This is a genomic window from Sphingomonas faeni (assembly GCF_040407495.1).
Classification (GTDB): domain Bacteria; phylum Pseudomonadota; class Alphaproteobacteria; order Sphingomonadales; family Sphingomonadaceae; genus Sphingomonas; species Sphingomonas faeni_D.
This window is the reverse complement of record NZ_JAPZPP010000005.1, coordinates 65,292-91,084: the sequence shown is the minus strand read 5'-3', so window position 1 is coordinate 91,084 and position 25,793 is coordinate 65,292. Positions and strand designations below refer to the sequence as shown.

The 25,793-nt window shown below is 64.8% G+C and carries 23 protein-coding genes; 15 read left to right on the top strand and 8 right to left on the bottom strand.

What is annotated here, in order from left to right:
• Positions 1-18 precede the first annotated feature (18 nt).
• Genes O6W96_RS15390 through O6W96_RS15370 form a run of 5 tightly spaced genes read left to right on the top strand, consistent with a single transcriptional unit; the run spans position 19 to position 4,410 of the window.
• A complete protein-coding gene (locus O6W96_RS15390; protein ID WP_353470378.1) occupies positions 19-648 on the top strand; it encodes a CpaD family pilus assembly protein in 630 nt (209 codons plus the stop codon).
• On the top strand, positions 648-1,925 hold the full coding sequence (locus O6W96_RS15385) for an AAA family ATPase (RefSeq protein ID WP_353470377.1): 1,278 nt from the start codon (positions 648-650) through the stop codon (positions 1,923-1,925). The genes O6W96_RS15390 and O6W96_RS15385 overlap by 1 nt, the downstream gene beginning before the upstream one ends.
• Positions 1,926-1,975: 50 nt before the next feature.
• Positions 1,976-2,947, top strand: a complete 972-nt coding sequence (locus O6W96_RS15380) for a type II secretion system F family protein (protein ID WP_353470376.1) — start codon at positions 1,976-1,978, stop codon at positions 2,945-2,947.
• Between the two features lie 9 nt (positions 2,948-2,956).
• Complete coding sequence (locus O6W96_RS15375) at positions 2,957-3,949, top strand: type II secretion system F family protein (protein ID WP_353470578.1); 993 nt, start codon at positions 2,957-2,959, stop codon at positions 3,947-3,949.
• Positions 3,950-4,002: 53 nt separating this feature from the next.
• The gene (locus tag O6W96_RS15370) at positions 4,003-4,410 is read left to right on the top strand and encodes a hypothetical protein (RefSeq protein WP_353470375.1); all 408 of its coding nucleotides are present in this window, start codon (positions 4,003-4,005) and stop codon (positions 4,408-4,410) included.
• A gap of 242 nt (positions 4,411-4,652) precedes the next feature.
• Here O6W96_RS15370 and ppdK read toward each other — a convergent pair whose 3' ends face one another.
• The 3 genes from ppdK to O6W96_RS15355 form a co-directional block, all read right to left on the bottom strand.
• The gene (ppdK, locus tag O6W96_RS15365; RefSeq protein ID WP_353470374.1) at positions 4,653-7,316 is read right to left on the bottom strand and encodes a pyruvate, phosphate dikinase; all 2,664 of its coding nucleotides are present in this window, start codon (positions 7,314-7,316) and stop codon (positions 4,653-4,655) included.
• A gap of 92 nt (positions 7,317-7,408) precedes the next feature.
• On the bottom strand, positions 7,409-9,889 hold the full coding sequence (glyS, locus tag O6W96_RS15360) for a glycine--tRNA ligase subunit beta (RefSeq protein ID WP_353470372.1): 2,481 nt from the start codon (positions 9,887-9,889) through the stop codon (positions 7,409-7,411).
• 186 nt (positions 9,890-10,075) lie between these two features.
• Positions 10,076-10,915 (bottom strand): glycine--tRNA ligase subunit alpha, encoded by an 840-nt coding sequence (locus O6W96_RS15355; RefSeq protein WP_056047263.1) that lies wholly within the window; start codon positions 10,913-10,915, stop codon positions 10,076-10,078.
• Positions 10,916-11,103: 188 nt separating this feature from the next.
• Between O6W96_RS15355 and O6W96_RS15350 the strand changes: the two genes are divergently transcribed.
• From O6W96_RS15350 to O6W96_RS15335, 4 genes are all read left to right on the top strand, one after another.
• Positions 11,104-11,970 carry a TraB/GumN family protein gene (locus O6W96_RS15350; protein ID WP_435372234.1) on the top strand — a complete coding sequence of 289 codons (867 nt, stop codon included), beginning with the start codon at positions 11,104-11,106 and terminating at the stop codon, positions 11,968-11,970.
• A gap of 579 nt (positions 11,971-12,549) precedes the next feature.
• Complete coding sequence (locus tag O6W96_RS15345; RefSeq protein WP_277983200.1) at positions 12,550-13,248, top strand: 50S ribosomal protein L25/general stress protein Ctc; 699 nt, start codon at positions 12,550-12,552, stop codon at positions 13,246-13,248.
• Between the two features lie 206 nt (positions 13,249-13,454).
• Positions 13,455-14,024: an aminoacyl-tRNA hydrolase gene (pth, locus tag O6W96_RS15340; RefSeq protein WP_353470370.1), complete on the top strand. Its 570-nt coding sequence runs from the start codon at positions 13,455-13,457 to the stop codon at positions 14,022-14,024.
• Positions 14,021-14,626 carry a TIGR02466 family protein gene (locus O6W96_RS15335; protein WP_056047257.1) on the top strand — a complete coding sequence of 202 codons (606 nt, stop codon included), beginning with the start codon at positions 14,021-14,023 and terminating at the stop codon, positions 14,624-14,626. The genes pth and O6W96_RS15335 overlap by 4 nt, the downstream gene beginning before the upstream one ends.
• A 240-nt stretch (positions 14,627-14,866) precedes the next feature.
• Here the strand turns inward: O6W96_RS15335 and O6W96_RS15330 are convergent, their stop codons facing one another.
• Positions 14,867-15,931, bottom strand: a complete 1,065-nt coding sequence (locus O6W96_RS15330; RefSeq protein ID WP_353470369.1) for an NAD(P)-dependent alcohol dehydrogenase — start codon at positions 15,929-15,931, stop codon at positions 14,867-14,869.
• Between the two features lie 331 nt (positions 15,932-16,262).
• Here O6W96_RS15330 and ychF point away from each other — a divergent pair, with 331 nt between their 5' ends.
• Complete coding sequence (gene ychF / locus O6W96_RS15325; protein WP_353470368.1) at positions 16,263-17,360, top strand: redox-regulated ATPase YchF; 1,098 nt, start codon at positions 16,263-16,265, stop codon at positions 17,358-17,360.
• A 478-nt stretch (positions 17,361-17,838) separates the two neighbouring features.
• Positions 17,839-18,276, top strand: a complete 438-nt coding sequence (locus tag O6W96_RS15320) for a hypothetical protein (RefSeq protein WP_353470367.1) — start codon at positions 17,839-17,841, stop codon at positions 18,274-18,276.
• 212 nt (positions 18,277-18,488) lie between these two features.
• Here O6W96_RS15320 and O6W96_RS15315 read toward each other — a convergent pair whose 3' ends face one another.
• Positions 18,489-18,728: a hypothetical protein gene (locus O6W96_RS15315; RefSeq protein WP_353470366.1), complete on the bottom strand. Its 240-nt coding sequence runs from the start codon at positions 18,726-18,728 to the stop codon at positions 18,489-18,491.
• A 124-nt stretch (positions 18,729-18,852) separates the two neighbouring features.
• On the opposite strand from O6W96_RS15315, the gene O6W96_RS15310 reads away from it, so the two are divergent.
• The 4 genes from O6W96_RS15310 (at position 18,853) to O6W96_RS15295 (ending at position 22,860) form a co-directional block, all read left to right on the top strand.
• Positions 18,853-19,194 (top strand): hypothetical protein, encoded by a 342-nt coding sequence (locus tag O6W96_RS15310; protein ID WP_353470365.1) that lies wholly within the window; start codon positions 18,853-18,855, stop codon positions 19,192-19,194.
• 51 nt (positions 19,195-19,245) lie between these two features.
• Positions 19,246-20,895, top strand: coding sequence for a hypothetical protein (locus tag O6W96_RS15305; RefSeq protein ID WP_353470364.1), 1,650 nt, complete (start codon positions 19,246-19,248; stop codon positions 20,893-20,895).
• A gap of 181 nt (positions 20,896-21,076) precedes the next feature.
• Positions 21,077-22,387 (top strand): ectonucleotide pyrophosphatase/phosphodiesterase, encoded by a 1,311-nt coding sequence (locus O6W96_RS15300; RefSeq protein ID WP_435372230.1) that lies wholly within the window; start codon positions 21,077-21,079, stop codon positions 22,385-22,387.
• Between the two features lie 11 nt (positions 22,388-22,398).
• Positions 22,399-22,860 (top strand): MaoC family dehydratase, encoded by a 462-nt coding sequence (locus tag O6W96_RS15295; RefSeq protein WP_353470362.1) that lies wholly within the window; start codon positions 22,399-22,401, stop codon positions 22,858-22,860.
• Between the two features lie 281 nt (positions 22,861-23,141).
• Here O6W96_RS15295 and O6W96_RS15290 read toward each other — a convergent pair whose 3' ends face one another.
• The 3 genes from O6W96_RS15290 to O6W96_RS15280 form a co-directional block, all read right to left on the bottom strand.
• Complete coding sequence (locus O6W96_RS15290; RefSeq protein WP_353470361.1) at positions 23,142-23,885, bottom strand: hypothetical protein; 744 nt, start codon at positions 23,883-23,885, stop codon at positions 23,142-23,144.
• Positions 23,886-24,256: 371 nt separating this feature from the next.
• Positions 24,257-24,805, bottom strand: coding sequence for an adenine phosphoribosyltransferase (locus tag O6W96_RS15285; RefSeq protein ID WP_353470360.1), 549 nt, complete (start codon positions 24,803-24,805; stop codon positions 24,257-24,259).
• A gap of 138 nt (positions 24,806-24,943) precedes the next feature.
• On the bottom strand, positions 24,944-25,786 hold the full coding sequence (locus tag O6W96_RS15280; RefSeq protein ID WP_353470359.1) for a cytochrome c1: 843 nt from the start codon (positions 25,784-25,786) through the stop codon (positions 24,944-24,946).
• Positions 25,787-25,793 lie beyond the last annotated feature (7 nt).

The following is a 25,793-nucleotide window of genomic DNA, read 5'->3' as shown; positions in this document are numbered from 1 at the left end:
ACGCACCAAGGATATCCGATGATCACCAAATCGATCCTAGCGCCTCTTGTCGCCGCATTGCTGCTCAGCGGCTGCGCGGGCACCGAGAATCGCGGCCTCGAATCGGTTCACCAACCGGTCGTCAGCCGTACCGACTATGCGCTGGACTTGAGCCTTGCCGGCGGCGCGCTCGCCGCGGGCGAAACGGACCGTCTGGCAGGTTGGGTCGAGACGATGCGGCTCGGTTATGGCGACCGCGTGACGATCGACGATCCCGCTGCGGAAGGGTTTCGCGCGCGTGACGCCGTATCGGCGGTTATTTCACGCTATGGCCTGTTGCTCAGCGCCGATCCGGCCGTGACGCCCGCTCCCGTGACGCCGGGCTCGATCCGCGTGGTGGTCAGCCGCATGCGCGCGACCGTACCGCGTTGCCCCGACTGGTCGCGCGATTCCACCAATGAGTTCGAATCGAACACCTCGTCCAACTATGGCTGCGCGATCAATCGCAACCTCGCGGCGATGATCGCCAATCCCGCCGACCTCGTGCGGGGTGCGCCGGGCACCGAGACCACCGACGCCGCGCTGTCGTACAAGGCGATCGATACCTATCGCAAAAAGACGCCCACCGGCGCCGCCGGTCTCACCGCCGCCAGCACGGGAGGCAAGTGATGAACGCACCCTGGAAACCGGGCGGCATCGCGCACCGCGAGCCCTTCACGGCCTATGTGTGCGACGAAATCACGGCCGAGGCGCTGCGCCCGATCGCCAGCGAACTCGGCTGGGCCGTCGAGAAGATCCACAAGGGTGGCCTGCGCAACGCGATCCAGTCACTGTCGGTATCCGCCTCGCCGCAGATCCTGTTCGTCGATCTCGCCGAATCGGGTGATCCGATCAATGACATCAGCGCCCTCGCCGAAGTGTGCGAGCCGGGTACCGTCGTGATCGCCGCCGGGCAGGTGAACGACGTCCGCCTGTACCGCGATCTCGTTGCCAGCGGAATCCAGGACTATCTGCTGAAGCCCCTGCATCCCGACATGCTGCGCGAGGCGTTCGGTCACGCGCAAACGCTATTGAACGCGCCGAAGCACGTCGAGCTATCGCCTGATCGCCCGCACTGCGCGATTGCCGTGATCGGTACGCGGGGCGGGGTCGGCGCATCGACGATCGCGACCTCGGTCGCCTGGCTACTCGCGGACAAGGAAGACCGCGCCACCGCCCTGCTGGATCTCGACGTGCATTTCGGAACCGGCGCGCTCGGTCTCGATCTCGAGCCGGGTCGTGGCCTGACCGACGCGATCGACAATCCGAGCCGGATCGACGGACTGTTCATCGAGCGCGCCATGGTCAAGGCGTCGGACAAGCTGTCGGTGCTCAGTGCCGAGGCGCCGATCAACACGCCGCTGATCACCGACGGCTCCGCCTTCTACCAGTTGCAGGAGGAGATGCGGTCGGCGTTCGAATGTACCGTCGTCGACCTGCCGCGTGCGATGCTCATCCAGCATCCGCATCTGATCAGCGAGGTTCAGCTCGGCGTCATCGTTACCGAACTGACGCTCGCGTCGGCACGCGACACGATCCGCATCCTCTCGTGGATGAAGACGAACGCGCCGCAGACGCAGATCTTCGTGCTCGCCAACCGGGTGCACGCCGGCGGCCAGCTGGAAATCAGCCGCAAGGATTTCGAAGGCTCGATCGAGCGCAAGATCGATTATCTGGTGCCGTTCGACCAGAAGCTTGCGGCCCAGGCGGCCAAGCTGGGGAAACCGATCGTCGAGGCAGGCAAGACCTCCAAGACGATCGCGCCGATTCTGGCGTTGGCGACCGCTCTGGCTACCGCCGTTCCGGATGCCGCGACCGATGGCGTGAAAGCGAAGGGCAAGTCGCTGATGGGCAAGTTCGGCGAGCTCAAGGGCCTGCTTCCCAAGCGCACGGCGAAGACCAAGTGACGATCTCGCGTCCAGTCCGCATATCGACAAGACGGAGGCGTTAGGTCGCGATGGAAATGTTGCCGTTCCTGTTGGTGATGATCGGTGCCGTCGTGGTCCTCGGCATGGTGGCGTTCGCGTTCGCGGGACCGTCGGCCAGCCGCGCGCAGTCCCGACGGATCGCGTCGCTGCGGGAACGCCACGGCGATGCGCTGGTCGTGGCCGAAGCGCAGGCGCGGCGCATCGCGACCGCTCGCAACACGAAGATGGACGTTGCGTTCACGCGCATCCTGCCCAACCCCGTTCAACTCGCCAAGCGTCTGGCGATGACCGGCAAGACCTGGACCGTCGGTCAATATGGCATGGCGACCGCGATCATTGCGCTGGTCATTGCGCTGCTGATGATCCTCAAGGGGCTGCCGATCCTGCTGGCGTTGTTCGTCGGCCTGTTCATCGGGGTCGGCTTGCCGCAATTCATCGTGAGCAAGACGATCGCACGGCGGGTCGGCAAGTTCACGACGAAGTTTCCCGATGCGATCGACCTGCTGGTGCGTGGACTCCGCTCGGGACTGCCGATCAGCGAGACGATCGGTGTGGTCGGCCAGGAAGTGGATGGCCCGGTCGGCGAAGAGTTTCGCTCGGTCAGCGACAAGATGAAGATTGGCCGAACGATGGATGCGGCGCTTCAGGAAACCGCCGATCGGCTCGGCACCCCGGAGTTCCAGTTCTTCGTGATCACCATCGCGATCCAGCGCGAGACCGGCGGCAATCTGGCCGAGACACTGGCAAACCTGTCCAACGTGCTGCGCATGCGCGGCCAGATGAAGCTGAAGATCAAGGCGATGTCGTCGGAATCGAAGGCATCCGCGTACATCATCGGCGCGCTACCCTTCATCGTGTTCGGAATGATCTGGGTGATCAACGGCAAGTATATGCAGAATTTCTTCATCGACGAGCGGCTGATGGCGATCGGCATGGGCGGCATCGTGTGGATGGCGATCGGCGCCTTCATCATGTCCAAGATGATCAGCTTCGAGATTTAGGGGCGCATGATGGGCACGACTGCCGGACCAACCCTGCTGGGGATCGACGTACTCTGGGTCGCGACGATCCTGTCGGGGGTCGCCGCCTTCGCGGTGATGGTCGCGATCTACGCGGTAACGACGGTGCACGACCCGATGACCAAGCGCGTCAAGGCGCTCAACGACCGCCGCGAACAGCTGAAGGCGGGCATCACCGCGTCGACCAAGCGCCGTGCCAAGCTGGTCCAGCGCAACGATACCGCCGACAGGATGCGCGGCGTGCTGTCGTCGATGAAGATGCTGCAGGACAGCCAGGTCAAGGCGGTCCAGCAGAAACTGATGCAGGCAGGAATCCGATCGAAGGAATGGGCGCCGGCAGTGATCTTCGGCCGGCTCGTGCTGCCGATCGTGCTGGGCGGGGCGATGCTGTACTGGGTGTACGGCACCGATGGTTTTGCGACCTGGGGGCCGCTGAAGAAATACGGGCTCGTCGCGATGACGTTCATCCTGAGCTACAAAGCGCCGGATCTGTATCTCGATAACAAGATCAAGAAGCGTTCGGACGCGATCCGCAAGGGGCTTCCCGACGCGCTCGATCTGCTGGTCATCTGCGCGGAGGCGGGGCTGACCGTCGATGCCGCATTCCACCGCGTCGCGCGCGAACTGGGGCGGGCATATCCGGAGCTTGGCGAGGAGTTCACGCTGACCGCGATCGAGCTCGGGTTCCTGACCGATCGGCGGATGGCGTTCGAGAATTTGGCGCAGCGGGTGAAGCTGGATGCGGTGAAGGGCGTCGTCACGACGATGATCCAGACCGAGAAATACGGCACGCCGCTGGCGTCTGCGCTGCGCGTGCTGTCGGGCGAATTCCGCAACGAGCGGATGATGCGCGCGGAGGAGAAGGCGGCGCGGTTGCCGGCGATCATGACCATTCCGCTGATCCTGTTCATCCTGCCGGTGCTGTTCGTCGTCATCCTCGGGCCGGCGGCGTGTTCGATCTCCGATGCGCTGTTGAAGACCTGAGGCAACCGCTCGGCGGCCTGATCGTTGAGCTCCCGTAACAGGAGGGTTTTACGATGCCGTTGTTTTCCACACCTACGCAGTTCGCGGCGCTTGCGCTGGTTTTCGTCGCCGGCTGGCTGTTCGGACTGGCGAGTCATCCGGGGGGCAAGAAGTGGAAGGCGCGGTATCTGGCCGAGCGGGATGCACATGCTTCGGTGAAGAAGGATGGGGATGTTCGCGCTGCGGCGGCGGAGAAGCGGGCTGTCGAGGCCGAGCGGGAGAATGCTCGGTTGGTGAAGGCGGCCGAGGCGGCGCGGGTTGCGGCGCCGGTGGTCGAGCGGCGCGTGGTCGATGATCGCTCGGTAGCGGCTCCCGTTGCGCACCCGAGTGCGGCTTCGGCGGCGCGGCCCGCTTATGCCCGGCCGGCGTATAACGCCGATGGGACCAAGCGTGGGTGGTTCGATTTCGACCAGCGTCGGTGAGGTTTGGGGGTAGGTTAGCCCCTGACCCTTGTTCTCCCGCGAAGGCGGGAGCCCAGTCTGGGTCCCCGCCTTCGCGGGGAAATATTCTTGGTTTCCGATAACTCACCCAACGAGCGACCACCCCGGCGGAGGCCGGGGCCCAATTGGGAGCGTTGAGTAACCGGGGGTGGTCCTTCGTTACTCTGGACGTTCCAATTGGGCCCCGGCCTTCGCCGGGGTGGTGCCTTGATTGAGGGTAGCGCTTACTTCTTCGACAGCGCCGCTTGTGCCGCTGCTAGGCGAGCAATCGGGACGCGGTAGGGGCTCGCCGAGACGTAATCGAGGCCGACCTTTTCGCAGAATGCGATGCTGGCGGGGTCGCCGCCGTGTTCGCCGCAGATGCCGAGCTTGATGCCGGCGCGCGTTTTGCGACCACGTTCGGCGGCGATCTCGATCAGTTCGCCGACGCCTTCGACGTCGATGCTGACGAACGGGTCCTTGGCGTAGATGCCCTGCTCGACATAGGCGCCGAGGAAGCGCGAGGCGTCGTCTCGGCTGACACCCAGGGTGGTCTGCGTCAGGTCGTTGGTGCCGAACGAGAAGAACTCGCCGACTTCCGCGATCTCGCCGGCGCGGAGTGCTGCGCGGGGGAGTTCGATCATCGTGCCGACGAGATATTCGATCGTGCGGCCCTTTTCGGCGAACACGGCCTGGGCGGCCTTGTCGACGACGGCCTTCATCAGTTCCAGCTCGCGGCGGGTGGCGACGAGCGGGATCATGACTTCGGGGATCGGGGCCGCGCCGGACTTCTCGGCGACATCGACCGCCGCCTCGAAGATCGCGCGGGCCTGCATCTCGTAGATCTCGGGATAGGTCACGCCGAGACGGCAGCCGCGATGGCCGAGCATCGGGTTGAACTCGTGCAGTTCCGCCGCGCGGCGCTTGAGCGTGTCGACGTCGACGCCCGCCGCGGTCGCGACTTCGGCGAACTCGGACTCCTCGTGGGGAAGGAATTCGTGGAGCGGCGGATCGAGCAGGCGGATCGTCACCGGCAGGCCGGCCATCACCTCGAGGATCTCGGTGAAATCCTTACGCTGTTCGGGGAGCAGCTTCTCCAAAGCGACGCGGCGGCCCTTCTCGTCGCTCGCCAGGATCATCTGGCGGACGTTGGTGATGCGGCTGCTCTCGAAGAACATGTGCTCGGTGCGGCATAGGCCGACACCCTCGGCGCCGAACTCGCGCGCGACGCGGCAATCCTCGGGGGTCTCGGCGTTGGCGCGGACCTTGAGGCGGCGGACCTCGTCGGCCCACACCATCAGCGTGGCGAAATCGCCCGACAGCTCCGGCTGCACGGTCGCGACCGCGCCGATCATCACTTCGCCGGTGGTGCCGTCGATGGTGAGCAGGTCGCCCTCCTTCACCTCGCGACCGCCGCAGCGCATGATCTTCGCCTTGGCGTCGATGGAGAGCGTGCCGGCGCCCGAAACGCAGGGGCGTCCCATGCCGCGCGCCACCACAGCCGCGTGGCTCGTCATCCCGCCGCGTGCGGTCAGGATGCCCTTGGCGGCGTGCATGCCGTGGATGTCGTCGGGCGAGGTCTCGGTGCGAACCAGGATCACGGCGACGCCATCGGCGGCTTTCTTCTCGGCGGCATCGGCGTCGAACACGACCGCGCCCGAGGCTGCACCCGGCGATGCGGGGAGGCCCTTGGTCAGGACGTCGCGATGCGCCTTGGGATCGAGCGTCGGGTGGAGCAGCTGGTCGAGCGCCATCGGCTCGATGCGCAGGATCGCTTCCTCGCGGGTGATGAGGCCTTCGTTGGCCATGTCGACGGCGATCTTCAGCGCGGCCTTGGCGGTGCGCTTGCCGGCGCGCGTCTGGAGCATCCAGAGCTTGGTCTTTTCGACCGTGAACTCGATGTCCTGCATGTCGCGGTAGTGGTTTTCGAGCGTGTCGAACACGTCGGCGAGTTGGGTGTAGACCTCGGGCATCGCCTCTTCCATCGAGGCGGGCTTGGCGCCGGCGTCTTCGCGCGCGGTCTTGGTAAGGTATTGCGGGGTGCGGATGCCGGCGACGACGTCCTCGCCCTGCGCATTGATCAGGAATTCGCCGTAATAGGCGCGGTCGCCCTTCGACGGGTCGCGCGTGAACGCGACGCCGGTCGCCGAGGTGTCGCCCATGTTGCCGAACACCATCGCCTGGATGTTGACCGCGGTGCCCCAGCCGCCGGGAATGTCGTTGAGGCGGCGATAGACTTTCGCACGCTCCGACTGCCAGGAACCGAACACCGCGCCGACCGCGCCCCAGAGCTGGTCGTGGACGTCCTGCGGGAAGGGCTTGCCCCAGAGCTTCTCGACGAGGCCCTTATACTCCACGACGAGTTTGCGCAGGTCGTCGGCCGAGAGTTCGGTGTCGAGCGTAAAGCCCTGGTCTTCCTTGGCGATCTCCAGCGCTTCCTCGAACGCGCCGTGATCGAGTTCGAGGACGACGTCGGCGTACATCTGGATGAAGCGACGATAGCTGTCCCACGCGAAGCGCGCGTCCTCGGACTTGGCGGCGAGACCTTCGACGGTCTGGTCGTTGAGGCCGAGGTTGAGGACGGTGTCCATCATTCCCGGCATCGAGGCGCGGGCACCGCTCCGGACGGAGACGAGCAGCGGGTCGGCGGGGTCGCCGAACTTCTTGCCGGTGACGCCCTCGATGTGCGCGAGGCCGGTGGCGACCTCGTCGCGCAGGCCTTGCGGGAACTGGCCGCCCTCGTCGTAATAGACCGCGCAGAAATCGGTCGAGATCGTGAAGCCCGGCGGGACCGGCAGGCCGATCGACGCCATCTCGGCGAGGTTCGCGCCCTTGCCGCCGAGCAGGTTCTTGTCGCCCTTGCCGCCATCCGAAACACCGCCGCCGAAGCGGTACACATATTTGGTCATCGCGGGTCCTCTAAGTGCTTGTTTTTATGGGCGGGGCAAAAGTGAAGTATAGAAAGTGCAGACGCTGGGAGCCGTCTGCACTTCCACCCCAGTCAGCCCTCGATCTTCGAAAAATCTGCGACGTTGTGCACTGCGGCGCGGACTCGCTCAAGTAGTGCGAGACGGGCGGAGCGCTTGGCGGGATCGGAGTCGTTGACGATAACGCTATCAAAGAACGCGTCGATCGGCGCGCGGAGGCTTGCAAGGGCAGCCATCGCGGCGGCGAAGTCTTCGCGCGCGATCGCGGCGGTGGCGCGGGGTTCGGCGGAGTCGAGCGCGGTCATCAGCGCAGTCTCTGCGGGTTCCGGGGTGTAGGACAGCGTTTCTTCGCCCCTCCCTGGAAGGGAGGGGTTGGGGGTGGGTCGGTCCGAGGCGAGCGCGGCGTTCCCACGAGGGCTACCCACCCCCGGCCCCTCCCTTTCAGGGATGGGAGCAGAAGAGGCGGCGTCGTCCTTCGGCGCTTCCTTCTTCAGGATATTGGCGGCGCGCTTGTAGCCGGCGAGCAGGTTCGCGCCGTCCTCGGTGGTCACGAACGCCTGGAGCGCGTGGACGCGCGCGAGCAGGCGGACGAGATCATCCTCGCCACCGAGCGCGAACACCGCGTCGATCAGGTCGTGCCGAACGCCGGCTTCGCGTTGCTGGACTTTTAGGCGGTCGGCGAAGAAGTCGAGAAGACCAGATGCTTCCACTTTGGGCGATGCCAATGCAGACCGAAACTGGTCGATAACTGCGGAAATGGCCGGAGCAAATTGCACATCGTGATAGGACGAAAAATACATCAAATCAGGCCTGCGTTCAAAGGGCTGACCTGCATCTAGCGCCTCAAAATATTTATCTTCGAACGACCGCAGAGCCAACGGATAGGTTGAGATACTCATACCTGCGAGCGTTCTACCCACCAAGCTGTTGCCGACAGCGAACGCCGAATTAAGCGACAGGCGCAGATCGTTTTCGATGACGAGCGCGATCACGCCGAGCACAGCACGACGCAGAGCAAATGGATCTTTCGAGCCGGTCGGCTTTTCGCCAACCGCGAAAAACGAAAACAGACTATCCAGCTTGTCCGCCAAGCTTACGGCCACCGTTACCGGGTCGGTGGGGACGTCGTCGCCTTGGCCGACCGGCTTGTAGTGGTCGCGGATGGCGGTGGCGACGGATGGGTGCTCGCCCTGTGCCGCGGCGTAGTAGCCGCCCATCAGGCCTTGCAGCTCGGGGAACTCGCCGACCATGCCGGTGACGAGGTCTGCCTTTGCGAGGCGGGCTGCGCGGTCGGCGAGGTCTGCCAATTCCTCCCCTGCAAGGGGAGGGGGACCGTCAGCCGCAGGCTGAGGGTGGAGGGGGTTCTCCGCGGACGCTCCGCTTCGTGGCGCGCCCCCTCCACCAGCTTCGCTGGTCCCCCTCCCCGTTCCGGGGAGGATTATGCCCTCTTCTACCAGCCAGCGGGCGAGCTTGGCGACGCGGTCGACCTTGTCGGCTACGGTGCCGAGTTTCTCGTGGAAGACGATCTTCGACAGCTTCTCGGCCTGCTCTTCGAGCGGGACCTTCAAGTCGGTGTCGTAGAAGAACTTCGCGTCCGACAACCGCGCGGCGAGGACCTTGCGGTTGCCCTCGACGATCTTCGCGCCGCCGTCGTGCGCGGCGATGTTAGCGGTACAGACGAACGCGTTCGCCAGTTTTCCTTGCGGGTCGCGGCAGACGAAATATTTCTGGTTCACGCGCGCGGTGAGCTGGATCACCTCGGGCGGGACGTCGAGAAACGCGGGGTCGAACTGGCCGAGCAGCGGAATCGGCCATTCCGTCAGGCCTGCATTCTCCGCGACGAGTCCCTCGTCCTCAATCAGTTCAAGGCCAGCCTGCATCGCGGCTTCGCGCGCGTGGTCGCGGATCAGCGTGGCGCGTTCATCGTGGTCGACGATGACATGGCAGGCGCGCAGTTTCTCGACATAGTCGTGCGCGCCGCCGATCGTGATCTGGTACGGGTGGTGGAAGCGGTGGCCGAGTGTGGCGGCGCCGCTGGCGATGCCGGCGATCTCGAACGGCACGATCTCTCCGCCGAGCAACGCGACGATGCCTTGCAGCGGGCGGACCCAGCGGAGCGATTCGGTGCTGGCGGAGGCGTCGCCCCAGCGCATTGACTTCGGCCACGGGAACGCGCGGACGATCGCAGGGATCGCCTCGGCGAGCACGGCGGCGGTGGCGCGGCCGGGCTTCTCGGTGACCGCGAACAGCGTGCCGTTGCGGTCTAAAAGTTGCTCGCGGGTGAGGCCGGTTTTGCGGAGGAAGCCTTCGAGCGCCTGGGGGGGCGCCGAGGTCTTGGGGCCCTTGGTCTCCTCGGAGACGGCAGCGGTCTCGAGCGGCAGGTCGCGCGCGATCAGCGTCAGGCGGCGCGGAGCCGCGTAGGTGAGGATGGCGCTGGTGGCGATGCCGGCCTTGGCGAGCTCGGCGGTGAACAGCTTGGCGAGATCGTCACGCGCCTTGGACTGCATCCGGGCGGGGATTTCTTCGGAGCGGAGTTCGAGGAGGAAGTCGGTCATGTCTTCACCTCCCCTCCCGCAAGCGGGAGGGGATCGAGGGGTGGGCGCCCGGCCCGTCCATGCGCAGCATTTGCGTGGAACGTGGCGCGGGGATGGAGAGCGTCATGGCTAGCGTATCGATGGTGGTGAGCGCGTGCCCACCCCTCGGTCCCCTCCCGCTTGCGGGAGGGGAGGAAGGATGGAGGCTCATGCTGCCCATCCGTGCTTGTCCATCCAAGCGGCGCAGGCGCCTTTGGCTAGGTCTCGGACGCGGCCCATGTAAGCTTGGCGTTCGGCTACCGAGATTACGCCTCGTGCTTGCAACAGGTTGAAGATGTGGCTGGCTTTGATCGCCTGCTCGTAAGCTGGGATCGGGAGCTTGGCGGAGAGGCTGTTCTCGCATTCCGCTACGTGCTTGCGGAACTGGTCGAAGAGCGAGTCCGTGTCGGCGATCTCGAAGTTCCACTTCGACATCTCCTGCTCGTTCTCCAGGAACACGTCGCCGTAGGTCACGCCGGCGTCGTTGAACGCGAGGTCGTAGACCGAGTCCTTGTCCTGGATGTACATTGCCAGGCGCTCCAACCCGTAGGTGAGTTCGCCAGCGACGGGCTTCATGTCGAAGCCGCCCATCTGCTGGAAATAGGTGAACTGCGTCACCTCCATGCCGTCGCACCAGACCTCCCAGCCGAGACCCCAGGCGCCGAGCGTCGGGCTTTCCCAGTCGTCCTCGACGAAGCGGATGTCGTGCTTCAGCATGTCGATGCCGATCGCGGCCAGGCTGCCGAGGTAGAGTTCCTGGAGGTTGGCGGGGGATGGCTTCAGGATGACCTGATACTGGTAGTAATGCTGCAGCCGGTTGGGGTTCTCGCCATAGCGGCCGTCGGTCGGGCGGCGGCAGGGCTGGACGAATGCGGCGTTCCACGGTTTCGGGCCGAGCGCGCGGAGCGTCGTGGCGGTGTGGAAGGTACCCGCGCCCATTTCCATGTCATAGGGCTGCAGGATCAGGCATCCGTGTTCGCTCCAGTAATCGTGGAGCGTGAGGATCATGCGCTGGAAGCTAAGAGGCTTTGTCACGGGCTGGGTCACGCGCGGGCTTTGGCGGATGGGGGTGCGGGAGGCAAGTGGTGCGTTAAGGTGCGGCGTCCTACATGGGCTGCACCAACGATAAGGATTCCCTCCCCTTGAAGCTGTTTTCGAAGATCGTTTCGTTCCGATCCGCGCTGTCCGCCATCGCGATGGCGTTCGCCCTGCCCGCCTGTGCGCAGGTCGCGCCGAAGCCTGTGCAAGCTGCGAACGATGCCGATCCGGCCTTGTGGGTGGTGAAGGACAAGGACACGACGATCTACCTGTTCGGGACGATCCATGTGCTGAAGCCCGGCATGACGTGGTTCGACGAAGCGGTGAAGACCGCGTTCGATCGCTCGAACCAGGTGGTGCTGGAGCTGGTGATGCCCGATCCGGCGAAGATGCAGTCGCTGGTGATGGCGACCGGCGTGTCGAAGGACGGCCCGACGCTGACCGAGCAGCTGCCCGCGGACAAGCGTGCGGCGTATGCGAAGGCGGTGACCGATCTGGGGCTGCCGGCGAATGCGTTCGATCGGTTCAAGCCGTGGCTGGCCGCGACCAACCTGTCGATCGCGCCGCTGTCGAAGCTTGGCTATGATGCGGCGAACGGGCCCGAGCAGGTGATCACCGCGGCGGCGAAGGCTGCGGGCAAGCCCGTGATCGGGCTGGAGACCGCGGAGCAGCAGTTGGGGTATTTCGGGGGACTTTCGCAGAAGGCGCAGTTGCAGTTCCTGGGGAGCACGATCGACGAACTGCCGACGCTGGAGAAGACGATGGCGACGATGGTCGACGAGTGGGCGAAGGGCGATCCCGAGGCGTTGGCCAAGGAGATGAACGACGACCTTAAGGACTCGCCCGAGGTGGCGAAGGCGCTGCTGTTCGACCGCAATGCGCGGTGGGCGGAGTGGGTCGCGAACCGGATGAAGTCGCCGGGGACTGTGTTTATCGCGGTCGGTGCTGGGCATCTTGCGGGCAAGGACAGCGTTCAGGCGCAGTTGGCGAAGCTTGGCGTGAAAGCCGAGCGGGTCAGGTATTGATGCCCGAGTCCCTCTCCCCTCGGGGAGAGGGAGGGAGGAGCCCTTGCGACGGAAGGGTGAGGGGGAGTTGGGATAATCGCCCCGAGCCCCACCACCCCTCACCCTCCCACGTGCAAGCGCACGCGGGCCCCTCCCTCTCCCCGGAGGGGCGAGGGGCATTGAACGGTGTTTGAATCGGGCGTATATATCACAAGCCAAACGTCATGGCTGTGCCTTGAGATACGAACCCTCGCCATTGCCGTGGCGGGGGTTCAATCGTTTGGGGGGCACGTTGCCGCGCACCCCCCGCCCGTTGCGCTACTTCCGGCGTGCCGTCTCGACGACCTTCAAGATCAAGGTCGCAAAGGCGAACAACACCAGAAGCAGAACACAGACATTGCCAAACGTCATAGTTCTGCTCCTCGAGAACTGGCGAGATTGCCAGCGGTCGAAGCGTAGCAGGTATCGGCAGGATGCAGGCACCTTCCCCGCAACCGTTGTTTTTTGCACGGATCTCCGCTATGCGCCCGCGCTTCCGGTCCATGGTCATCCCTGGAGGCGTGGGCGGGAAGGACAACAAACGAGTTTCGGAGAATATTGATGAGCGACCAGTTGACGCTCGCAGCCGAGACGCGTGACCGGGTTGGCAAGGGAGCCTCCCGGGCGCTGCGTCGTGATGGCCGCGTGCCTGCCGTGATCTACGGCCTGAACCAGGAACCAACCTCGGTTCACCTCGAGGAAAAGGCGCTGATGAAGGCGCTGATGACCGGCCACTTCATGAATTCCGTCGTGATGGTCAACGGCGTGCGCACGCTGCCGAAGGACGTGTCGTTCCACCCGGTTTCGGATCGTCCGATCCATGTCGACTTCCTGCGCATCGGCGAGCATTCGACCGTGACGGTCGCTGTGCCGATCGCGTTCACCGACGAGGACGACGCACCGGGCATCAAGAAGGGCAAGGGCGTCCTCAACATCACGCGCCATGAGATCGAGCTGGTCGTCGACGCGTCGGACATCCCGAGCGAGATCACGATTTCGCTCGCCGGTCTGGAGATCGGTGATTCGATCCACATCAGCGACGTGAAGCTGCCCAAGGGCGCGACGCCTGCGATCGACGACCGCGACTTCGCGATCGCCACGATCGTGCCGCCGACCGTGCCGACCGTCGAGGACGAAGAACTCGAGGCTGAAGTCGCCGAAGCACAGGCTGCCGAGGCTGCTGCCGAGGAAGAACCGGTCGTCGAGCCTAACGACGACGATAATGACGACGACAAGATCACGCCGCAGAAGAAGGACTGAGGGTTCAGCCCTTCGTCTTAGGATGATCTGGCGGGCGGGAAAGCTAGGGCTTTCCCGCCCGTTTCGTTTTATGGGGCTGCCCCTTACTGTTCCCTCGCGAACGGGGGGGTCCAGGATCAAGCAGCGCCGCCGCCCGTTACCCTGGGCTCCTGCGTTCGCAGGAGAACACGGTTGCGTGGGCGACGCGGTCTTTTGGAGAATCATACGTGCAGATCTGGGCGGGACTCGGCAATCCGGGGGCGCAATATGCGATGCACCGGCACAATGTCGGGTTCATGGTCGCCGACGCGATCGCCGAGGTGCACCGCTTCGGCGCGGTCAAGAAGCAGTTTCAGGGCTGGACGCAGGAGGGGCGGATCGGCTCGACCAAGATCCTGCTGCTGAAGCCTGCGACCTTCATGAACGAGAGCGGCCGCGCGATCGGCGAGGCGCTGCGCTTCTACAAGCTCGGCGTCGAGGCGCTGACGGTGTTCCACGACGAACTCGACATCGCGCCGTTCCGCGTGAAGGTGAAGACCGGCGGCGGGACCGCAGGGCATAACGGCCTGCGCTCGACCGACCAGCATCTGGGGCCGGAGTTTCGCCGCGTGCGGCTGGGGATCGGGCATCCGGGGCACAAGGATCGCGTGACCGGCTATGTGCTCGGCAATTATGCGAAGGCCGAGATCGAACCGTTGTCCGACATGCTCGGCGCGGTGGCGGCGGAGGCGAAGTGGCTGGCGGAGAGCGACGACGTCCGCTTCATGAACGATGTCGCGTTGAGGATGCAGCCATGACCACCCGCTCCCTGTTCGCCACGCGGTTCTACGAGGCCGATCTCGGCGACGACGATCTGGTCGAGGAACTGGAGGACGCCGCGCTCGAACTGGCGAAGGCCGATCGCGCGGGCGTCGCCTGGTCTAAGGCGCATGGGTATCGCGGGTACACCTCGTATGCGTCGCTGAACGACCTACCGTTGCGCGATCCGCGGTTCGGGGATCTGGTGCGGCTGCTGAACAAGCATGTCGCGCAGTTCGCGAAGGATTGTGCGTTCGATCTAGGCGGGCGGAAGTTGAAGCTCGACAGTCTTTGGGTGAACGTCCTGAAGCCTGGGGGCGCACATTCGGGGCATATCCATCCGCATAGCGTCGTGTCGGGGACGATGTACGTGGCGATTCCCGAGGGGGCTGGGGCGTTGAAGCTGGAGGATCCTCGGCTGCCGATGATGATGGCGGCGCCGACGCGGCTGGAGGATGCGGCGGAGGATTTGCGGACGTTTGTGTATGCCGAGCCTAAGCCTGGGAGTGTTTTCTTGTGGGAGAGCTGGTTGCGGCATGAGGTCGTGCCGAATGCTGCCAAGGGTGAGCGGATTAGTATCAGTTTCAATTATCGGTGGTGATGGGGGCGCCGCTCCCCGTTACCTCGTCATCCTGACGAAAGTCAGGACCCAGAGCCAAGAACGGTGGCGTCCGTAACCCTGGGTCCTGACTTTCGTCAGGATGACGGAATAAAGAGGGGCGCCCTCCCCCCTTTCGTCATTCCCGCGGAGGCGGGAACCCATATCGGCTGGCCTTGGCGATACTCACGCACCCCTTAGAATATGGATCCCCGCCTGCGCGGGGATGACGAGGGGTGGAAATTACGCCGACTTCATCGACGCCATGTCGATGACGAAGCGGTACTTCACGTCGCTCTTCACCATGCGCTGATACGAGGGTTCGATCTCGTCCATGCGGATCATCTCGATGTCCGACACCAGGCCGTGCTCGTTGCAGAAATCGAGCATCTCCTGCGTCTCGGCGATGCCGCCGATCAGCGAGCCGGCGATCGCGCGGCGCTTGAAGATGAGGTTGCCGACCGAGGGCGACGGATGCGCGTGCTCGGGGACGCCGACCAAAGTCATCGTGCCGTCGCGCTTGAGCAACGCGGTGAACGTATCGAGGTTGTGGCTCGCCGCGACGGTGTTCAGGATGAAGTCGAAGCTGTTGGCGTGCTCCGCCATCGCGGCCTCGTCCTTCGACACGATCAGGTCCTTCGCGCCGAGACGCTTGGCATCGTCGCGCTTGTTTGGCGAGGTCGAGAAGACATAGACCTCGGCACCCATCGCATTGGCGATCTTGACGCCCATGTGGCCGAGACCGCCCAAGCCGACGATGCCGACCTTCTGGCCGGGGCCGACCTTCCAGTGCTTGAGCGGCGAATAGGTGGTGATGCCGGCGCAGAGCAGCGGCGCGACCGCGGCGAGGTCGGCTTCGGGATGCGAGACCTTCAGCACGAAGCCTTCATCGACGACGATCTTGTCCGAATAGCCGCCGAAGGTGTGCCCGCCGAGCACCGGATCGGGGCCGTTATACGTGCCGACGAACCCGGTGGTCTCGCAATATTGCTCTTCGCCGTCCTTGCACGACGGGCATTCGCCGCAGCTGTCGACCATGCAGCCGACGCCGACGACGTCGCCGACCTTGAACTTGGTGACGTCGCTGCCGACGGCGGTGACGTGGCCGACGATCTCGTGGCCGGGGACGCAGGGGTAAAGCGTGCCTTCCCACTCGCCCTTGGCGGTGTGGAGGTCGGAATGGCAGACGCCGCAGAACGCGATGTCGATCGCGACGTCGGTCTTGCCGGGTTCGCGGCGCTCGAAGCTGAAGGGGGCGAGTGGGGTTTCGGGGGATTGCGCGGCGTAGCCGTTGGCGGTCGTGGTCATGAAATTCCTGGAATATCTGGAGAGACGGCTATCATAACCGTCGAGCCGGCACTTCTCTACCGAGCGGTATAATTATTTTGCTGCACTGCGGCAATCGAGTGAGTCGATTAGGCTAGCTCTTACTAATCCTCCCCCGCCAGGGGGAGGTGGCGCGAAGCGACGGAGGGGGAGGAACACGAAACCGTGGTCGCGCCAGCCTCCCCCTCCGTCAGGCAAGTGCCTGCCACCTCCCCCTGGCGGGGGAGGATCAGCGTAGCACTTTGGGCGAATGCTGGCCTTCCGGACCGCCCTGCCCTAAAGCGCCACCACATTCTTATACCAAGGGCATATCATGGGTTTTCGCTGCGGCATCGTGGGGCTGCCGAACGTCGGCAAGTCCACTCTCTTCAACGCGCTGACCGAGACGGCCGCGGCGCAGGCGGCGAACTATCCGTTCTGCACGATCGAGCCGAACGTCGGTAACGTCGGCGTGCCCGACAAGCGGCTCGACGCACTGGCGAAGATCGCCGGATCGCAGAAGATCATCGAGACTCAGCTCGGCTTCGTCGACATCGCCGGCCTGGTGCGCGGTGCGTCGAAGGGCGAAGGGCTCGGCAACCAGTTCCTCGGCAACATCCGCGAGGTCGACGCGATCGTCCATGTGCTGCGCTGCTTCGAGGACGGCGACGTGACGCATGTCGATAACGAGGTCGATCCGATCGCCGACGCCGAGACGGTCGACACCGAGCTGATGCTGAGCGACCTCGAAAGCCTCGAAAAGCGCGTGCCGAACCTCGCCAAGAAGGGCATGCAGGGCGACAAGGAAGCCAAGATCGGCGCCGCCGTGCTCGGCCAGGCGCTCGAACTGCTCCGCGAAGGCAAGCCCGCGCGGCTGACCGTGCCGAAGGACGAGGACGAGGCGCGCGTGTTCGCGCAGGCGCAGTTGCTGACCGCGAAACCCGTGCTGTACGTGTGCAACGTCGACGAGGGCGATGCGGCGAACGGCAATGCGCTGTCGGCGCGGGTGTTCGAGAAAGCGAAGGCCGAGGGCGCGGAAGCGGTCGTCGTGTCGGCGGCGATCGAGGCGGAGATCGCGACGATGCCCGCCGAGGATCGCGGCGAGTTTCTCGGCGAACTGGGGCTGGAAGAGACCGGTCTCGCGCGCGTCATCACCGCGGGGTACAAGCTGCTGCACCTGCTGACGTTCTTCACGGTCGGCCCGAAAGAGGCGCGCGCCTGGACCGTCCACGAGGGCGCGACCGCACCGCAGGCGGCAGGCGAGATCCACGGCGATTTCGAAAAGGGCTTCATCCGCGCCGAGACGATCGCGTTCGACGACTTCATCGCACTCGGTGGGGAATCGAAGGCGCGCGAGGCGGGCAAGCTGCGCGCGGAAGGCAAGGCGTACGTCGTGAACGACGGCGACGTGATGCACTTCCTGCATAGCTGAGGGTTCGGCGGCGGCGGCTGGTTAGCGATAGTTTTCGCAGGCTATCCCGTCGCCATCGTTACAGCCGCTGTTGAAGACAGAGTTGTCCGACCGGGAGCCCGTCGAAGAGCGGACCGGTGTAGCGATCGCTACTGATGCTCAATTCTCTTGCGAGTTGTAACGGCGATAGAAATCGCGACGCTCAGCAAATGCGGCAATGATCGCGGAAGAGCGAGCAAGTATACAACCGATTTCCTGATCGAATCCTTTCGAAAATCGGACGGTTCGACACGGATCGGCTGGATAGGGCTCCGGACTGACGTCTGATACCGCGATTTTCCGCTTCTTCCGAATAGCCAGGGACGAGCTGAATCGGCCCCACCAAATTCGATCGATATTCGTTAGCTGAAGCATAGCGTTTGAGCGTAGTGTCGCAAATTCGACACCGTACGTACCAATTCACTGGTTTGATCATAGTGGTAGGGCAAGGGGAAGCACCGTGCGCATGCTTGTAGTGGCGGCCGGGGTATGGGGCGCCGTGTTCGTTGACGCAGCACAGGCGCAAACCGCTGGTCCGTCAGCTTCGGCGGCCCAGCCGGCAATGAGCGCGACCCCTAATGATTTTGCTGAAATGACGCTCGACCGGCAAACCAACTATCGCCGACTCGATGGCGATGTCGCGGGATCCACCCGAGCCCTGCAACAATTCCCGGCAAGGCCGAAAGATATCAGACAGGGCCTGGAGGTGCACGACGCCGATGGGTTTGTCATCGGCAGGGTCGCAAAAGTCGAGAACGGCTTTGCGGTGGTGGCGAGTTCGATGGGCAGCGTGGAGGTAGACGTCGGATCATTCGCGCGAAACAAGAACGGCTTGTTGATCAACCTGCCGAAAGCCAAGATCGATGCAATGATGACGCATGGAACCCCAGTGGGATAATGTGGCTCGTCACGGCGCATGAAGGATCGTCGTGACGGTCGGATTTCAGGACGTCCGCAACAGCGCAAGGAACCGGCCAGGGTTTGATCGGGCGCGGAATGGATACGCGTAGCCCCTCGATATAAGGCCGATGTTCAAAGCGACCTAGGTGCGCCGAAATCAGTGCCGGAACGGAGGGCAGGTTTCGAGGGGCCACCAGCATGGTGTAAGCGTCAGCCGTCGGTCCTGGTATGATCAGGCAACGCCAACGGTCGTCTTGCGGCCTTGCGGCCTGCTGCAACGACGATGACGGCGCTGGACAGGAGAATGCTGGACACGAGCGCGCCGACCGACAGCAGTCCGACGGTCGTTACCGAGGCATCGAAGGTGGTCCGCTTGCCGATCCTGATCGAGACTTTTGCGGCGGGGACCTGGCGGGTTTCGTTTCGGTCGGGATGCGTTGGGGTCTTCATGCGCCGAGGCTGAACCTTTCGCGGCATTCGGGCAAGTCGGCAATCTCGCGCTATTCTGGCTTTGGCGGGCGCAAGCAAAGACTGCACGGTTGTCCCGGCTCGGGCGAGAGCCTAGACCGCAGGCATGCTCGCGCGCCTGATCCTGGCTTTGCTCCTTGCCGCATTTGCGTTTCCTGCGGTGGCGCCAGCGGCGTGTCATGATGCGTCCGCTTCGCGCGGGCATGCCGTCGTCATGGACATGGCGGCGATGAGCGGGACGCAGGCGGCTATGCCAGACCACGAGGCGCCCGATCGCAAGGCTACGCCGCTGCATGGGTGCATCGGGTGCGTGCCGCCTTCGAACTGGAATACTGCTCGGGTGCTCGGCGTGGCGTTGCGGGAGCCGGCGATGGTGACCGAACGCGCGACGGTGCTGGATCTTGGGGCGGGCGTCGCACCGGCTTTGCGGCCTCCGCGAAAGGCTTGATCGTCGGGTGCTGAGGCACCGTGATTTTCAGGCTTTTCCAAGGATATAATAATGACTCGATCGAGGTTTCTCGCGGCTGGGACCGTGAGAGTGATGCTGCTTGCGGGCGGTGTCGTGGGGGCGGTGTTGCCGGTTGCCGCGGTGGCGCAACATGCCATGTCGATGCCCGGCATGACGATGCCGGATGCGGCTCCCAAGAAGACCGTGAAGAAGGCGAAGTCGCGGCCGGCGGCTAAGCGCTCGGGTGCGCGCTCGGCTGCCCCGACGGCTCAACCATCGCAGTCTGCCGGTACGGTAGATCATTCGACGATGGACCATTCGACGAATGGACACCCTGCTCCGGTCGCGCCGCCGGCTCCGGCCGCACCGGCAGCGATGCCGGACGCCATGCCGGTGATGGATCATGCGCAGATGGATCACCCGGCGATGCCCGGGATGGCAATGGATCATGGCGCGATGGGGCACGCGATGATCGGCGACCCCGCCTATCGCGCGGCGTCCGATGCGGCGTTGGCGAAGATGCCGGCGGGTTCGGCGATGTCCGGGATGGCGATGGGGACGTCGGCGGGGTTCTATAGCCAGGGTAGCGGGACTTCGCGGCTGCCGGCGGCCGAGGGACCGATGCGTGGGTATATGGTCCAGGCGGGCGAATGGATGCTGATGGCGCATGGCTATGCGTGGGGCGTCGCGACCGACCAGGGGGGCCCGCGCGGGAAGAGCGAGGCGTTCGTGCAGTCGATGGCGATGCTGATGGCGGATCGCGATCTGGGCGACCGGTTCCATATCCAGTTGCGGACGATGAACAGCCTTGAGCCGCTGATGGGCGCGCGCGGCTATACCAATCTGTTCGCGACCGGCGAGCTAGCGAACGACCGGCCGCTGGTCGATCGGCAGCATCCGCACGACCTGTTCATGGAGCTTGCTGCGAAGGTCGATTACCGGCTGGGGAACGGAGCGAGCGTCTTCCTGTATGGCGGGCCGGTCGGCGAGCCGGCGCTGGGGCCGAGCGCATTCATGCACCGCGGGTCGGCACGGTATCAGCCGATGTCGCCGATCACGCATCACTGGTTCGATTCGACGCACATCACCTACGGCGTGGTGACAGCGGGGTATGCGACGCCCGCGTTCCAGCTGGAGGCGTCGGCGTTCAAGGGGCGCGAGCCGGACGAGCATCGCTGGAATATCGAGACGCCGCGGCTCGATTCGTGGAGCGTGCGGGGGACGTGGACGCCGTCGCCGTTCTGGGCGGTACAGGTGAGCCATGGCCATCTGAAGGAGCCCGAGGCGCAGCATCCGGGCGAGGACGAGAACCGCTCGACCGCGAGTGTGCAATATGCGCGGGGCGGGCTGGCGACGACGTTTGCGTATAGTCTTAAGGACCGGGTGCCGGGGGAGAAGCTGAGCGCGTTCCTGGCGGAGGCGACTTATGAGCTTTCGGCGCGGCATGCGGTGTTCGGCAGGCTCGAGAACGTGGCGAACGACGAGCTTTTTCCGGACGAGGGCGATCCGCTGCACGATACCAAGTTCCGGGTGACGAAGGCGGAGGTCGGGTATGCGTACCGGGTGCCGATCGTCGGGCCGCTTGGGTTGGCGCTCGGCGGGACCGTCGCGGCGTATGCCAAGCCGGCGGCGCTGGAGGCGGCGTATGGGAAGACGCCGGTGAGTTGGACGTTGTTCAGCAAGCTGGCTGTGGGGTTGTAGGCTGCATAACAGCGCACAGCGCTCCTTGTTCTCCCGCGAAGGCGGGAGCCCAGTCTGGGTCCCCGCCTTCGCGGGGAAACAAGCGAGGGTAAGCTCGCCGCCGAACGGATCGCTTTCTCTCATCGTTCGTGCCGAGTAGGGATCGCGCGAAGTCGCCACCTGCTCGGGACGAACGGTTATGATGAAGAACGCGCTGGCTCTCCTCGGTTCTGCACTCGGGCTAACGCTCGCTGGGTGTGCCTATCCGTATACGCCCCCTGCCCTTGCGCCGATCACTGCGCCTGCCCCCGCATCGATCGCGGCCGCGGCGATGCCGGGCGAGACTCGGGCGCCGGTTACGATCCTCGTGTCGATCGATGGCTTTCGGCCGGATTATCTCGATCGTGGCGTGACACCCAATCTCAACCGGCTGCGCGCCGGCGGGGTGTTCGCGAGCATGCGGCCGTCGTTTCCGAGCATCACCTTTCCCAATCACTGGACGCTGGTGACGGGGCTGCGGCCAGATCGGAGCGGGATCGTCGGGAACAGGATGGAAGATCCGGCGCGCCCGGGGGAGACGTTCACGATGGCGACGGACGATCCGTTCTGGTGGAGCGAGAGCTCGCCGATCTGGGTCGATGCGGAGAAGGCCGGGATCCGGACGGCGACGATGTTCTGGCCAGGCGCGAACGTCGCGGTCGGCGGTACGGTGAAGGCCGAGAGCCACGGTGCGATCGAGGGCGGTACGCGGCCGGAGGACTGGCAGCAGTTCAACCAGCAGGTGTCGGGGACGCAGCGCGTCAACGCGGTGCTCGACTGGATGCGGCGGCCGGCAGCGATACGGCCTAAGCTGGTGACGCTGTATTTCGATACGGTCGACAGTGCGGGTCATGCGGGCGGCCCGGACAGCGCCGGCGTGACTCAGGCGGTGGCCGACGTGGACGCGAGCATTGGCACGCTGGTCGATGGGTTGGCCGCGCTCGGGCAGCGGGCGAACCTGGTGATCGTCGCGGATCACGGGATGGCGGCGACTAGCAGCACACGGGTGGTGGCGCTCGATGCGATCGCGGACAAGGCAGACTATCGCACCGTCGAGACGGGGCCGTATGCGACTCTGTTCGCGGTGCCGGGGCACGAGGCCGCGCTGGAGGCGCGATTGCTGACCCGTCACGATCACCTGCAATGCTGGCGGAAGGGGGAGATCCCGGCGCGGTTCCATTATGGTCGCAACCCGCGCGTGCCGAGCTATCTGTGCCTTGCCGATGTCGGCTGGCGGGTCGATCCGAGTGCGCCGACCAAGGCTTCGGTCGGCGGGATGCATGGCTATGACAACATGGCGCCGGAGATGCGCGCGCTGTTCATCGCCAACGGGCCGGCGTTTGCGCGCGGCAAGACGATTGCCAGCTTCGACAACGTCGCGATCGAGCCTTTGCTGCGCGACCTGATTGGGTTGCCGGCCGAGGCGGGGCTGGACGGCACTGACGCACCCTTCCAGAAGGTTCTGCAACGATAAGAGGAGAGGTTGTGCAGTATTTCGAGGACATCGAGGTCGGTCGGACTGCGTCGTTCGGTTCCTATGCGGTCACGCGTGAGGAGGTGATGGATTTCGCCGCGAAGTACGATCCGCAACCGTTTCACCTGTCCGACGAGGCGGCCGCGCAGACGCATTTCGGGCGGTTGTCGGCGAGCGGCTGGCATACGTGCGCGATGGTGATGTCGATGGTGGTCGCGAACCTGAAGGAGAACCGGCAGGCTGGGCTCGGGTCGCCGGGGATCGATGAGCTGAAATGGGTGAAGCCGGTGTATCCGGGGGACACGCTGCGCTGCGAGACCGAGATTCTGGAGAAACGCGTGTCGGCGAGCCGGCCGGAGATGGGGATCTTCAAAAGCCGGATGCGGGTGTTCAATCAGGACGACGTGATGGTGATGACGTTCGTGTCTAATGGGTTAGTAGCTACCCGCCCTGCTGGCACGCCGACCGGTTGATTGGCGGTCGATCGCCCCTCACGTAGTCCGGCTCTTCGTCTGACGTTGGTGTTTTTCACGCGAAGGCGCTAAGGCGCTAAGAGAAGATTTGTTCACGCGGAGGCGCGGAGGCGCGGAGGCGCGGAGAGATTTAGGATGGAAGAGCTTCGTCGTGGACTTCCCTGTCGCGATGAGTGGACCGTGCCGTTCCTGAGCTACTCTCCGCGTCTCCGCGCCTCCGCGTGAAAAACTAATCCTTCTCTTCGCGCCTTCGCGCCCTCGCGTGAACCAATCTGCTCTAGTTACTGCGCAGGACGACCGCCGCCGCGGTTGCCACCGCCCTGACGTCCGCCACCGAAACGCTGTCCACCGCCGAAACGCTGGCCACCGCCGCCGCGATTGCCTCGGAACGCGCCGTCGCCACGATTGCCACGGAAGCCGCCCTGAGCCTGAGGTTGCTGTGGGTTGGTGACCTGGCCGGGTTGCGGCGGCTGGCCGGGTTGGCCGAACTGTCCGCGATCGGGACCACGGCCACGATCCCAGCCTTGGCCCGGACCTCGCCCGGGACGGCCGTTGCCGAACTGGCCCTGATCGGGCGTACCGGGATTGCCCTGGTAGCCCGGACGATTGCCACGCCAGCCTCCGTCTCGGCCGCCATTTCCGCGGTTGCCGAATCCGCCCCAGTTGCCGCGGCCGCCGTCGTTGCGGTTGCCGCGATACTGCTGGCGGCCCTGCCAATAGCGCTGCTGGTCGCCGTTCCAGCGATGCGGCCGACGGTAGCGATCGTAGACATACACGCCCGAGCCGGGATAATAATAATCGCCGCTCCAGCCATAGTAGGAATTCAGGCCGCCATAGCCTGCGAAGCCATCATAGCCGCCGCCGTAGCCTGCGCCATAATAGCCGTCGCCGTAGCCACCACCGTAATAGGGGTCGCTGGCATAGCCGACGCCTGCGCCGCCATAGCCGTAGCCGTCGGTGCAGCCCGCGACGCCAAGTCCAAGGCCCAGGGCGAGGCCGATAATGCCGAAGCGCTTCATAAACATGGAGGTTCTCCCGTACGTGGAGAGCGGACACAACGCGCCGCCATTCATCGCACAACGGAGTCCTTATGTCGCAAGTTCCATGAATGGGGTCTGACGGGTTTTGGGGCTGGCGCGCCTGTGCGAACCGGGACGTCGTCCGCTTATCGTTCCCTCGCGCACGCGGCGACCAAGTCATGAACCAAACCGCTACCTCACTACCCCCCCCCGGCGAAGGCCGGGGTCCAATTGCGATGAAAGAGGTAACGGCGCGCGGTTCTCTGTCAGCAATATTCCCCAATTGGGCCCCGGCCTACGCCGGGGTGGTGGCGTATTGGAGTACGCGTGACCACGATTAGGACCTGCATTAGGTAGCGTGCGTCGGCAAGCGCGCGTCAGTGGCCGGGGAAGTGGATCAGGGCGGTTGCTTCGATGCCATCCGCGCGCAGTGCTTCCGCGCCGCCCAGATCGGGGAGGTCTACCAGGAACTGTGCCTGCGTGACGACAGCACCGGCCTTGTGGAGGAGGCGGACGGCGGCGCGGGCGGTGCCGCCGGTGGCGATCAGGTCGTCGACCAGCAGGACGCGCGCACCGGCCGCAAACGCATCGGCGTGGATCGCGATGCGGTCCGTGCCGTATTCGAGCGCATAGTCCTCGGCGATGGTGGCGCCGGGAAGCTTGCCGTCCTTGCGGATCAGCAGGACGCCGGCCTTGAGCGGTGCGGCGAGTGCGGCGGCGAAGAGGAAGCCGCGGGCTTCGATGCCGGCGACCAGATCGACGGGGCCGGAAAGTGCTGCCACCATCCGCTCGATCGCCGTCGCCCAACCTTGCGGGTCGAGCAGCAACGTCGTGATGTCGCGGAACTGGATGCCGGGCTTGGGAAAGTCCGGGATGGTGCGGATCAGCGCCTTCAGGTCGGCGTTGCGCTCGTTGGTATCGAACATGGGCGTTCCCTTCTTCGCACGGAGCGGCGGCCGTATTGCGGCGCGGCGCGACGGCCAAAACGAAAGCGGCGGATCAGGCTGTTTGCCCGTCCGCCGCTCCCTTATCCGTGCGCCCTTACCGCGGGAGGCCGGCCGTCATCAATGCTTAACGTCACGCCAGACGTTCTGGTACGCGCCCCAGGCGAGGCCGCAGAAGATCAGGATGAAGATGATCGACGCGAACCCGGCGGCATGACGCGTCTCAAGATTGGGCTCGGCGGTCCAGGTCAGGAACGCCGCGACGTCGGTCGACATCTGCTCCTTGGTCGCCTTCGTCCCGTCCGCATAGGCGACCTGGTCATCCGACGTCAGCGGCGGCGGCATCGCGATGTTGAGGTTCGCGAAATACGGGTTGTAGTGCAGACCCTCGGGCGTCTTGATGTCCGGGAATTCCTTCAACATCTTCGCCGACTGCGGCTGGTAGCCGGTCAACAGCGAGTGGATGTACGCGCCGCCATCATGGCGTGCCTTGGTCATCAGCGACAGGTCGGGCGGCAGCGCGTTGTTGTTGGCGGCGCGGGCGGCGACGTCGTTGGCGAACGGCAGCGGGAAGCGATCCGACGGGATGTTCTTCCGTGTTGCCGGCTCGCCCGTCTCCGGGTTGATCGACGGCTGTTCGATCACCCACTGGTTGGCGATCGCCTTAACCTCGGGGTCGGTATAGCCGATCTTGGTCAAGTCGCGGAACGACACCAGCCGCAGCGAGTGGCAGGCCGAGCAGACTTCCTTGTAGACCTGAAAACCGCGTTGGAGCTGGCGACGGTCGAAATGACCGAAGACGCCGTTCGAGGCGAGGTCCAGCTCCTTGGGGTGGAGATGATACTCGCTCTCGGCGGTGGCTGCGACGGGGTCGGTGATGGCCCCGTAGACGCTGCCGAACAGCGCGATGCCGAGCACCAGCACGAAGGCCGCGCCGACCAGGGATGCGATGAGACGAACCATGTGTGTG